Below are 11,553 nucleotides of genomic sequence, written 5' to 3' on the forward strand. Positions count from 1 at the left end.
CCGCGCCGAAACGGAGTACCGCCGGTACAGGACCGGCAGCCGAAAGTGCAGGCACCCGAGCCCGCGCCGAAACGGACTGCCGGTTTCCGCAGGGCTCCTACCGCAGGAGGATGCGTGCGCCGGGGGTGCCTGCGATGCTCGCCGCGAACGACCTTCAGGAGCCGCCATGATCCCCTCCGTCCCACCGTCCGAGGTCACGCCGCTCGCGGCCGATCCCTTCGCCCCCGTCGGCGTCGAATTCCGTCCCGTCTCCCCACGCCTGATCACCGCCCGGCTCGTGCCCAACCTGATCCTCGATGGCGTGTGTCTGCTCGGCCTGATGATCGCGGGCATACTGGCCAGCCGATGGTTCTATGCCGGCGCCGCCGTGGCCGCCGTCGTCATGGTGTGGGAGTTGTGGATCATCCCGCGGCAGGTGCGGGCCATGGGATACGCCATGGCGGACGACCACCTGCTGTGGCGCAAGGGCATCATGTTCCGCACAATCAGCGTGATTCCCTACGGACGCATGCAGTTCGTGGACACCTCCCAGGGGCCGTTGGGGCGGCACCTGGGCATCGCGGAGGTGAAGCTGCATACGGCATCGGCCTCCACGGACGCGACCATTAACGGACTGCCCGTTGCCGAGGCCGAGAACCTCCGCCGGGTCCTGTCCGAGCGAGGCGAACAGAGGATGGCGGGGCTATGAACGCCCGCCGACGCGCAGACGGCGCGCTGCCGTACGCGGAGGCCGCCCCGCGAGCCTGGGATGTTGGCCCACAGGGCCGCCGGCCGTCCGTCGAGGACCGGAGTATCACGCTGCCGCCCGACGCACAGTGGCGGCGCGTGCACCCAGTCACCCCGTTGCTCGAGGGCTGGAAGATCATCGCGGCGGTGCTGGCCTTCCTGTTGTGGCAGAACACCGAGCTGATCCTGGAGGCGTATTCGGCGGTTCAAAGCTACCGGGGTGACGTGCCGCCCACCCTGATCCTGAGCATCGGGCTGGGGGTGGTTGGCGCGCTGCTGGTCATTGGCCTCGGTCTGTGGCTCTCCTGGCGAATGCGCGCCTACGCCGTCGACCGCGACGCCGTCTACCTGCGCACGGGAGTTCTCAACCGCCAGTTGCGCACCGCGCGCCTGCCGCGCATCCAGTCCGTCGACATAGTCCACCCGCTGCTCGGCCGCATCTTCGGGCTGGGGCGGCTGAGGGTGGAGGTGGCCGGTGGCAGCGATTCGCACGTACTGATCGGATTCCTGCGGACGCGCGAGCTGGAGGAGCTGCGTGATCGGATCCTGTCGCTGGCGGCCGGAGCCCAGCTGTACGGCGAGGGTGAGGCGGTGGAGCCGAACGCGACTGCGGGCCCGGGGATGGAGCGGCTTGGCGAGGTCGGCGAACCGTATGGGGATGCGGGGCCGCGCAGTCGCCTGGTTGACCCCGACGGGGAGGCGGGACCGGGTTCGGCGGGGCGCGGGATGCGTGCCCCCGGGGAGCCGGGGCGCGTACCCGGGGAAGCACCCGGCGTTGGCGGGGAACAACGCGAGGGAGCCGCGGCGGGCCGGTCGGTGCCCCGCGGATTCGAGGACGCCGTGGCCGCGCAGCCGATCCCAGAGGAGCGTCTATCCGCCGTCGAGCACTACCTGTATGAGGTGGACACCCGCATCCTGATCGGTTCCATGCTCCGCTCCGGAACGACCCTGGCCGCCGCCGCGGTGTCGATCGACTTCCTGGTGCTGTTGGCTGTGTGGCTGAGAATCGGGGCCTTCCAGGACGACAGGGCGCTGGCGGTGTTCGTCAGCGTGTTGCCCATGCTGACCATACCGTTCGGTCTGGGGGCCTATGCGTGGAGCCGCTTCGACAAGGGGTGGCGCTTCCGTGCCGCGGCCACGCCTGCGGGGATTCGAACGCGCTTCGGGCTGACTGCGGAGACTTCCTCCACGCTTCCTCCCGGCAGGGTCCACGGCGTGCAGGTAGAACAGGGCGTGCTGTGGCGCCGGCGCGACTGGTGGCGAGTCGAGGTGAGCGTGGCCGGGCGCGATACCGCGGAGGCCAAGTCCTCCGGGGCGGTGGAGAACACCGGTGCGAACGTGCTGCTGCCGGTGGGGCGGCGGGAGACGGCTCTGTGGGCGCTGTGGCTGGTGGTGCCCGACCTAGGCGTGGCCGATCCCGACGCCTTCCTGGAATCTGCCCTGACCGGGCAGGACCAGGACGGTGTGGGCGACGAGCGACTCGCGGTAGAGGACCCGGGACGCGGCTTCATCCGTATCAGTCCCCGCGGACGTCTGTTCTCACCGCTGGCGTGGCGGCGCGAAGCGATTGCGCTGACCTACACCTGCGTGGTGCTGCGGCTCGGCCGGTGGCGGCGGCGCATCAGCGTGATCCCCTATGAGCGGATCCAGTCGCTGCGGCTGGTGCAGGGGCCCTGCGCGCGGCGGCGTGGCCTGGCTGCGCTGCATCTGGACATGGTGGATGCGGAGATAGGCCGCTCCTTGAGCAACCTGGACCTGAACGATGCCGCCGCCATTGAACGCGTCATCTCCGAGCGGGCGCTGCGGCGCAGACGCGAAGAACGGCTGGACCGCTGGCTCGCCCGCGCCACCGAGGTCGGTTGATATGACCGCCGAGGTCGGTTGAAGCTGTCACGGACGACGGGCCGCTGTGTCCAGGGCCCGTCGTCCTCGTCACGCTGTCTTCTCTGTCACGACACTGCGGCGGTCGATCCCGGGGCGTCTACGCTTATACGCGATGAGCACTCGCACTCGGACGATGATGACGTCCAAGATCCACCGCGCCACCGTGACGCAGGCCGACCTCGACTACGTCGGCTCCATCACCGTGGACGCGGATCTGCTCGAAGCGGCCGATCTGCTGCCCGGCGAGCGGGTGGACATCTGCGACTGCACCAACGGCAACCGCCTGTCCACCTACGTCATCCCCGGCGAGCGTGGCGCGGGCGAGATCTGCATCAACGGCGCCGCCGCTCACCTGGTCAGTCCCGGTGACATCGTGATTCTCATCGGTTACTCCCAGCTGAGCGATGACGAGGCGCGCACCTACCTGCCGCACGTGGTGTTCGTGGACGCGGACAACCACATCGTCGAACGCGGCACTGAGCCCGGGCAGGTTCCCGCGGACTCCGACGTGGCCCGGATGCAGGGACTGCGGTCCTCCGGCCTGCCGCTCGCTGCGGTGCGCGGCTGAACTGCGCAGTGTCCACGGTTGGGCAAGTCGAGCCGATGCCCCAGCCTCGCTTCCCGACGACAACTAACGGTGCATACGGCGCCGAATCTCCCGTCGAGTGCCACGGCTGATCTTGTGGCTGCGAAGCATAAAGCGAAGGGCAGCTTTGCGTCTGAGCGAGCGCGGTGTTGCACGCAACGGCTAGTCTCCTACGCCGGGTGGGAGCTGGCGCAATGGTGGAATAGCAACGAAAAACTCCAATTGGTCGGTGGACCGCGCGGTTGTCTGACCACCCTCCAGTGTGCAGCGGAGGTCTCGCTGCACACTGGAAGCTCATCACGCTTGTGCGGCCTTGCGAAGATTCCGCATGATTCCGGGGTTTTCTGGGAGAGCCAGTCGGCTCGAGTGTGCAACGCCGAGGAATGCCCGCGCAACGATGCTCCGAATGTGGTCCTCTCCGGCTGCCACATCCTGTCCGGTGAGGCGGACGGCAACGTAACCGCCCGCGAGCGCTTCCTGGTCGCGCCGGCGATCTTGCGTGAACTGTTCGTTGGATGAATGGAACTCCCAGCCATCCGTCTCAACGATGAGCCAGTTCTGCACCAGCATGTCGACCTCGCCGACGCCCTCAATGGTTACGCCTGTTTCGACGGCTAAGCCGATATGCCGCAATGCGAGCCGAGTGCGAGTTTCCAGAGGTGAGCGGGAGGCGGGGTCTGTGAGCATCAGGCGCTGTCGCCCTTTTGCTGCGTATCGTCCAGTCAACAGTTCCGAGATCTCCTCCGTTGAAGTGTCGCCGCGGTTGAGGGCCGCGTCCGCGACGCATATGGCATCGAGTTCGTCGAGGCACACCAGGCAGCAGGCGACTATCTCCGCCGGGGACACAACTGGGAAATCGTCCACTGTCAGCGGTGTGATCTGGGTCTTGCGATGCAGCGTTACGGTATCCAGATCCCGGTAAGTGCTGGGCCGCATGCTGTGGTTTCTTGGAACCGCCAGGTGTAGGGATTCAGGCTTGTTCCACATGGGGTAGCCGAGTACCTCGGCGGCGCTCGCGCAGGTCAGGTGCGCTCGAAACTGTCTGCACTTGACAATGCGTGGATCTGTTCCCGGGATCGCAAGGAATCGCGGTATGGGGCGGTAGAGCAGCTCGGCGGCCAGGGCGGCTTCGATGATGCGCTTATCCTCCGCACCGCGAACGACCTCATCGTCATACGCCGCACCGTGCAGTGCCGTGACGCGTTCCAGCAATAGCTCGACTTCGAGGTCCATGAAGGAATAATGGCCTTGCGCCCGTCGACTCGTGTAGCCCCGGTTGCCTGCCTGTGGATAACTCGCGCACGTAGTGGTCTGCCGCTGCTACCTGTGGATGCCCCTGAGGATAGGTCGGTGGATGTTCGGGACGGGCTCGGGAACGTTCTAGGGTCGGGCCCGGTCAACGCTGGTGGAGATGACGTCCGGCCGGATATGAGCCCTGTACGGCCAGCGGTTACACTCGCGCGCGTGAGTGAAGCCCTCGACAACCAGCAGACTTCCGCGCCGCAGGCCGCCGAGCCGGGCGCATCCCGGCCCGAACCCCGGCAGGCCGCTCCATCGTCGGGCGACCAGTTCCGGATCAGGTCCGATAAGCGCGACCGCCTGCGCGAGGAGGGTTGGGAGCCGTACCCGGTTTCCGTGCCGCTGACCACCACGATCTCCGCCGTGCGTGAGCGCTACGGCCACCTCCAGGCCGGCGAGGAGACAAGCGATGTCGTCGGCGTCGCGGGACGCGTCGTGTTCCTGCGCAACACCGGCCGTCTTTGCTTCGTCACCCTGCAGGACGGCGCAGGCGAGACTCTCCAGGCGATGCTGTCGGCCAAGTCGCTGCCGGGCGCGGGTCACTCGAGCCTCGCCGCCTTCAAGACCGACGTTGACCTCGGCGATCACCTGTTCGTCCACGGGCACGTAGGTGCCTCCCGGCGCGGGGAGTTGTCCGTCTTCGCGGAGCCGGAGCTGCGCGCGGACGCCGACCCCGCCGCCCTGGCCGAACTTGGTGACGACGCCATCGCGACCCCGGCCTGGCGCATCGCCTCCAAGGCGCTGCGGCCTCTGCCCAAGACTTGGACCAATGAGGCCGGAGAGGCGGTGACCCTCTCGGAGGAGCAGCGGGTGCGCCGTCGGGAGCTGGACCTGCTCACGCGCCCGGCCGCCCGCGACATGGTGCGCACCCGGGCCGCCGTGGTGCGCAGCCTGCGGGAGAACTTCTACGGGCGCGACTACGTCGAACTGGAGACGCCGGTGCTGCAGGCGATTCACGGCGGCGCCGCCGCACGGCCGTTCATCACGCACATGAACGCGCTGGACATGGACCTGTACCTGCGCATCGCCACGGAGATCTACCTCAAGCGTGCCGTCGTAGGCGGCGTCGACCGGGTGTTCGAGATCGGCCGGGTTTTCCGCAACGAGGGCATGGACTCCTCCCACTCCCCGGAGTTCGCGGTCCTGGAGGCCTACGAGGCCTACTCCGACTACAACGGCATGGCCGAGCTGACCCAGAACCTGGTGCAGCAGGCGGCCCGCGACGCCTTCGACCTGAGCGAGGGCGAGGAGATCGTGCGCCTGGCCGACGGCACCGAGTACGACCTGTCCGGCCAGTGGCGTCGGCTCGACCTGTACACCTCCGTGTCCGAGGCGGTGGGCGAGGAGATCACCGTCGCCACCCCGCGCGAGGAGCTGGTCCGGATCGCGGAGCGGCTCGGCCTGGAGGTCGACGATTACGCCGTGGCCGGCAAGATCGTGGAGGACATCTTCGAGGAGACGGTCGGCAACGACCTGTGGGAGCCGACCTTCGTCTACGACTTCCCCGAGGACACCTCCCCACTGACCCGCTACCACCGCTCCCGCCCGGGGCTCACCGAGAAGTGGGACCTTTACATTCGCGGCACCGAGACCGCCACCGCATACTCCGAGCTGGCCGACCCGGTCGTCCAGCGCGAGCGCTTCGAGGCGCAGGCGCTGGCCGCAGCCAAGGGCGACCCCGAGGCCATGGTCCTGGACGAGGACTTCCTGGTGGCCATGGAGCAGGGCTTCCCGCCCTGCGGCGGCATGGGCATGGGGGTGGACCGGCTGCTCATGGCCCTGACCGGTCAGGGCATCCGCGAGACCATCACCTTCCCCCTGGTGCGGCGCGGCTGAGTTGGCCGGGCAGGTCTAGTCGGCCCGCCCGACGACGACGGCGAAACGCGCCTCCCCCGGTTCGGTCACGCCGCGCCTAGGGGCCTAGCAGCAGCCGGTCAGGTCATGCCCGGGAGCGGGGTCACTTCTGTCGGCGTTACCGGTCAAGGAGTGCGGGCAGTTCACTCAGTGATTTGACGCAGGGCTGGAAATGGCCGGTGTCGAACCGGTCCAGGTGGAATGCCTGCCAGCCGGCGGCGCGTGCACCGAGTACGTCGACTTCGACGTCGTCGCCGATGTATGTGAGTTCCGCACTCGGTGCGTTCAACACCTCGGCTGCCCGGTCGAATGCCTCCCGGTGAGGTTTTGCGGCTCCCAAGGAGTCGGAGGTGAGCACGCAGGAGAAGAACTTGCGGACGCCGATCCGCTCAAGTTTCAGGTCTTGCTGCCGAGCATCGCCGTTACTGAGCACCGCGAGCTTGAAGCCGCGGTCGCGCAGCTCCTCCAAACACGGCGGTGCGTCAGGGTAGGCCCGCCAGGCGCGTTCGTACTCTGCCAGGTAGGAATCGAAGAGCTGGTCCAGTTGCGCTTCGCCGCCGACGGTCTTCCCCAGTGCTTTGAGCAGGTCCGCCATGCGTAGGCGTCGCTGCTCGGTGAAACTCAGCTCCCCTTCTCGCCATGCCGTGAAGTGCTTCTGTTCTGCTCGAATCCAGGTGTTGCGCAGCGACGGTGTGGGCTCGGCCCCGATCAGGCGAAGAAAGCTGTCCAGGCCTGCGTCTGCCGCCGCCCTGTGGTCCATGAGCGTCCCGTCGATGTCAAAGACGATGACCGTGCCGGGCATAGGGCGATCCTCCGATTGAGCCGTGGCGGATTCTGCTTCGATTGCTAAACGCCATTGTTTACTCGGCGCCCTCCGCACGGATGGGGCCCAGTACTCGAAGCTACATTGAAAGCGGGTGTGTGTCGGTCACTCACTCGAACCGTACCGTCGCGGAGGCGACCATCCGGGCCGCCGCCCGCGTGCTCGCCAACACGGCGACGCCGACCAGCGCCAGGCATGCGCCGAGCACCACGTAGTAGGAGCCCGCGGGCCAACCGACCCCGCGCGAGGAGGTGCCGGTGATGACGATCCACGCCGTGTACACCGCTGCGCCGATGCTCAAAGCCAGCACGGTGACCACGGGGAGCAGCATCTCCCAGGCGACCGCTTGCCGCAGCGTCCGCTGGGGCATCCCCACCAGGCGCAGCAGGGACAGCACCCGGCGCCGCGCCAGCAGAGAGGAGACGGTGGATACCGCCAGCGCCGCCGCCGACACCCCCGCGGCGATGAGGATGCCGATATAGCCCAGGGCCGCGAACTGGTTCTCCAACGCGGAGGCGGAAGTGACCACATTGTCGACGCGTGAGATCGGGTATTGGTTGATCACTCCCGGTGCCGAGTTCACCATGGCGGTGCGGGCGCGCTCCACCGAGGCCGCCTCGCCGTCGGTCGCGACCAGCAGCATGGCCGCGGCATCGGCCTCGGGAGCGGTATACGGCCGCGGATCGGCGGCCTCGTTGAGGAGCCAGTCCCAGCCGACGCTGACCCACTCCGAGCCCTCGGCCGCGCCCGGGGAATCGGAGTCGAAAGCGCCCAGGGCACGGGCGTCCTCCGTCCGCAGCGCCAGCCGCATGGAGGCGTCCTCGGAATCGCCCGATGCGTCGGGGGCGACGGCTACGGCAGTCACGCCCTCGACCTGCGCGATCCGGTCCGCCACCTGCTCGAGCTCGGCCGCGGCGTCGAGCTCGGGCAGCGTGTACAGCGTCGTCGGCGCCAGATAGCCGCGGCCCTGGTGCAGCTCCGGGGTGCCGGCCGCGGCGGTGATGGCGACTGCGAACAGGGTCACCGCGTACACGGCGACGACGAGGCCGCCGACGGCGCGGAAGGTCGCCCGGGGATGCTGGACCATCCTGCCCAGGCCGATCACCTGCGCCGCGTTGCGGGCGCGGCGTTGCGCCAGGCGAGCAGCCCATGAGGTCAGCAGGGGGCCGGCCCACAGCAGTCCCAGCATGGTCAGCACGAATGAGGCCACCAGCAGTTGGCCAGTGGGCATGGCGGCGGCCCACCCCGAGCCGGATTCGACGGCGCTGGTGAGAATGCGCACCGTCGTCAGTCCCGCCAGGCCCAATAGCAGGGGCAGGAGGGAGCGCAGCCGTGGCGCGCGTTCGCGGCGCTCGCGGGAGGCGCCCAAGGGGCCGACGTCGGCCCGCAGCGTCGTCCACCAGGTCACCGCCGCCGCCATCAGGGGGACGGCGACGACGGTCGCGCCGATGACTCCCGGCGAGGTCAGCAGATCGCGTGGGAAGAAGGTCGAGGAGCCCATCTCAAGGCGCGCCGCCAGCGGGATGAGGAGTAGGTACAGGATGACGCCGAGCATTGCTCCCAGCAGGGCCGTCACGGCGGTCTCCGCCGCGGCAATCCGCGCCACCCGCCCGGGAGTGGCGCCGATCAGCCGCAGGGTGGCGAAGCGCTCGGCGCGTTGTGCCGCGCCGAGACCGGTGACGATGGCGATCAGCAGCAGCACCGGAATGAGCACGGCGATCGCCCCGATGAGGGCAACGATCCGGTAGGCCGCGGAGGCGTAGTCGTAGCCGATGAACTCGGTGACCACTTGGGGAGCGCTCATACCCTCCCACTCCAGCACGCGTGACTGTTCCACCCCGAGCACCAGCACCAGGGAGTCCGGCCCCTCGATGGCGTCGTCGGACAGGACTCCCACGCGCTCGCCGTAGCGCTCGCCCAGCTGGTCGGCGGGCACGGCATCGATGAGTTCGGCCAGGGCGGGGGAGGAGAGATACTGGCCCGGGCGGGGGACGACGTCGGAGCCGGGGATCCGCACCCGGGTGTCCGGTGTGGTGGCGACCATCAGGATGGTGATCAGGCGATCCTCGTAATGGTCGGTGGCTGATACGGCGGCGGCCGTCTCCGGCGTTAAGACTGTGTCCTCCTCAAGTTGCTGCATCACCCCCGGGTTTGTCAGCATCAGTTCGGTCCAGGTGGAGCGCTCGGAGCGCTGCCCGAAGGCCTGGGCGGCGGCGGCCAGCAGCAGGAAGAGTGCGACGCCGATCATGACGCCCGCCGTAATACCCGCAAGACGGCGGCGAGCGGCGCGGTCTCCGGCCACGACCAGGCGGGCAAGGGGGAGCGTGCTCATCGTGTCTGCTCCTCGCCGTCGGGCCGGGCTGCGGCGAGCAGGCCGTTGTTGAGGCTGACGCGCCCGTCGCGGATGATCACCTCGCGGTCGGCGTAGGCGGCGATGCGGGCGTCGTGAGTGACGATCACCAGGGCGGAGTGCGCCGCACGCGCGGCCTTGAGTAGGGCGCCCATTGTCTGTTCGGCGGCCAGGGAGTCCAGGGAACCGGTGGGCTCGTCGGCGAACAGGATGCGCGGCGAGGTGACCAGGGCGCGGGCGACGGCGACGCGTTGGGCCTGCCCGCCCGAGAGCTGGGTGGGCAGTTTGCGTTCGTGGTCGCCCAGGTCGAGGGCCGCCAGTTGGGCGTGGGCGCGTGTAAGGGCCTCCCGGCGCGAGGCGCCCGCCAGCAGCAGTGGCAGTGTGACGTTGTCCAGCGCCGACAGGTCCGGCAGGAGCTGACCGAACTGGAAGATGAAGCCGAACTCGGCCAGGCGCAGGCGGGCGCGGTCGGCCTCGTTCAGGGCGGCGACGTCGCGGCCGCCGTAGAGCACGCTGCCGGCGTCGGGAGTCAGCACTCCCGCCAGCACGTGCAGGAGCGTGGACTTGCCCGAGCCGGAGGGGCCGGTGATGGCCAGGACCTCGTCCGTGGCGATGTCGAGGTCGATGCCGCGCAGTGCGCGGGTGGCGCCGAAGGCGAGTTTCAGTCCGCGCGCCCGCACGATCACCTCGGGTGCCGAGGCGGGGGAGGGCGTGGGTGAAGCGGCTGGGGCGGCCGAAGCATTCGGGGCGGAGGGTGTGGTGCTCATGCCCGGACCTCCCGGCGCAGCTCGTTCAAGCGGGCGGCGGTCAGGTCGATCCAGCGCAGGTCCGCCTCCAGGTGGAACAGGGCGTGGTCGGCAATGAGGATCGTGTGCAGGTCGGCCCCCTCCTTGCGGCGGGTGAGCTCCCGCATGCGCTGGGTGTGGGCGGCGCGTTGCAGGTCCAGGAGGTGCTCGGCGTCGTCGTTGAGCAGGATGGCGATGATGGTCTTGGCGAACAGGTCGGCCTGGATGGAGTCGGAGGGGACCTCGGGGCTGCGAATCCACTCCTCCACGGCGGCGCGCCCGGTTTCGGTGATCTCGTAGCGCTTGCGTTCCGGGCCGGCGCCGGTTTCGGCCCCGAGCTGGACGATGAGGCCGTCACGCAACAGGCGGGCGAGGGTGGCGTAGACCTGGCCGAAGGCGAGCGGCTTGGTGCCGGCGAACCAGCGGTCCCAGTGCGTCTTGAGGTCGTATCCGTAGCCGGGGCCGGTGCTGAGCAGCCCGAGGAGCGTGAGGCGTGTGTCCATGAGCCGGACTATACACGCGAGGTATACCTGTGGTGTGTAGATGGGGTGTGGATCGGTTGGACGCTCACTAGCTGGAACTCGGTTGGGCAAAGTGTCCGGAATCGGCATGAACGTCCGCGGATGGCCGTCCCGCGTTTTGCGGATCGCCGAAATTACGCGGTTTTCCTGCCCAGCGACTCAAGTCCGGGTGGCGTTTGTGCCGTTCTTGGACAGTTTCGGCGGCTGGGCTGCCAGGTTCGAGTGGCGGTGTTGGTGTGTTTAGTGTCCTTGTTGGGTTTCGGCTTGGTCGGTGAGGTAGGTGGTGGTGCGGACGATGTTGTAGGGGGTGGTGGTGTTGGTTGTGGTGATGGTGCCGTTTACGGGGGTGGTGGTGCCGCCGGTGGGGGTGTAGGTGGCTTGCCAGGTGGTGGTCAGGGTGGTGGTTACGCCCTGGGCGGTGGTGATGTATTGGTGGGTGACGGTTTGATTGGGCCACGGTGCCCCTGGAACCGTGGTTGTCGTGGTAGTGCCGTCGCCCCAGTCCCAGGTGTAGGTGGTGGGGGTGGCGTGGATGGTGATTTCGGTGCCGGCGATGGTGGTGGTGAGGGTTTGGGTGTTGGGGTTGGTGTAGACGATGAAGTCTTTGGTCAGTAGTACTTCCGGGCCTGGGGGTTGGCGGGTGATGCCGGAGCCGTCGGCCAGCAGGGTGGTGATGTCGGTGGCGGTGATGGTGATGGTTGTGGTGGTTCCGGTTGTGGTGGGGG

The 11,553-nt window shown here is 68.4% G+C and carries 10 protein-coding genes; 4 read left to right on the top strand and 6 right to left on the bottom strand.

All coding sequences use genetic code 11. The features are described from left to right. Window positions 1–166 precede the first annotated feature (166 nt). The 3 genes from BN1056_RS03460 to panD all read left to right on the top strand — a co-directional run bounded on the left by BN1056_RS03460 (window position 167) and on the right by panD (window position 3,178). Entirely contained in the window at window positions 167–688 is a 522-nt protein-coding gene (locus tag BN1056_RS03460; protein ID WP_210579094.1) for a PH domain-containing protein, read from the top strand. After that, window positions 685–2,589 carry a PH domain-containing protein gene (locus tag BN1056_RS03465; protein WP_210579097.1) on the top strand — a complete coding sequence of 635 codons (1,905 nt, stop codon included), beginning with the start codon at window positions 685–687 and terminating at the stop codon, window positions 2,587–2,589. The genes BN1056_RS03460 and BN1056_RS03465 overlap by 4 nt, the downstream gene beginning before the upstream one ends. A gap of 133 nt (window positions 2,590–2,722) precedes the next feature. After that, window positions 2,723–3,178: an aspartate 1-decarboxylase gene (gene panD / locus BN1056_RS03470; protein ID WP_210579100.1), complete on the top strand. Its 456-nt coding sequence runs from the start codon at window positions 2,723–2,725 to the stop codon at window positions 3,176–3,178. A 315-nt stretch (window positions 3,179–3,493) separates the two neighbouring features. Here panD and BN1056_RS14585 read toward each other — a convergent pair whose 3' ends face one another. After that, complete coding sequence (locus tag BN1056_RS14585) at window positions 3,494–4,429, bottom strand: hypothetical protein (RefSeq protein WP_244671484.1); 936 nt, start codon at window positions 4,427–4,429, stop codon at window positions 3,494–3,496. Between the two features lie 231 nt (window positions 4,430–4,660). On the opposite strand from BN1056_RS14585, the gene BN1056_RS03480 reads away from it, so the two are divergent. Beyond that, complete coding sequence (locus tag BN1056_RS03480; protein WP_244671485.1) at window positions 4,661–6,331, top strand: lysine--tRNA ligase; 1,671 nt, start codon at window positions 4,661–4,663, stop codon at window positions 6,329–6,331. A 136-nt stretch (window positions 6,332–6,467) separates the two neighbouring features. Here BN1056_RS03480 and BN1056_RS03485 read toward each other — a convergent pair whose 3' ends face one another. The 5 genes from BN1056_RS03485 to BN1056_RS03505 form a co-directional block, all read right to left on the bottom strand. Further along, complete coding sequence (locus BN1056_RS03485; RefSeq protein WP_210579103.1) at window positions 6,468–7,151, bottom strand: HAD family hydrolase; 684 nt, start codon at window positions 7,149–7,151, stop codon at window positions 6,468–6,470. Between the two features lie 130 nt (window positions 7,152–7,281). Then, window positions 7,282–9,504 carry an ABC transporter permease gene (locus tag BN1056_RS03490; RefSeq protein WP_210579104.1) on the bottom strand — a complete coding sequence of 741 codons (2,223 nt, stop codon included), beginning with the start codon at window positions 9,502–9,504 and terminating at the stop codon, window positions 7,282–7,284. Beyond that, entirely contained in the window at window positions 9,501–10,289 is a 789-nt protein-coding gene (locus tag BN1056_RS03495; protein ID WP_073330112.1) for an ABC transporter ATP-binding protein, read from the bottom strand. Before BN1056_RS03495 ends, BN1056_RS03490 begins: the two co-directional genes overlap by 4 nt. Beyond that, entirely contained in the window at window positions 10,286–10,810 is a 525-nt protein-coding gene (locus BN1056_RS03500) for a PadR family transcriptional regulator (protein WP_210579105.1), read from the bottom strand. Before BN1056_RS03500 ends, BN1056_RS03495 begins: the two co-directional genes overlap by 4 nt. Window positions 10,811–11,068: 258 nt before the next feature. Continuing rightward, window positions 11,069–11,553 (bottom strand): zinc transporter (locus tag BN1056_RS03505; RefSeq protein ID WP_210579106.1); only part of this gene is annotated, 485 nt, incomplete at its 5' end.

It is taken from the genome of Actinomyces succiniciruminis, assembly GCF_900002405.1.
Classification (GTDB): Bacteria; Actinomycetota; Actinomycetes; order Actinomycetales; family Actinomycetaceae; genus Actinomyces; species Actinomyces succiniciruminis.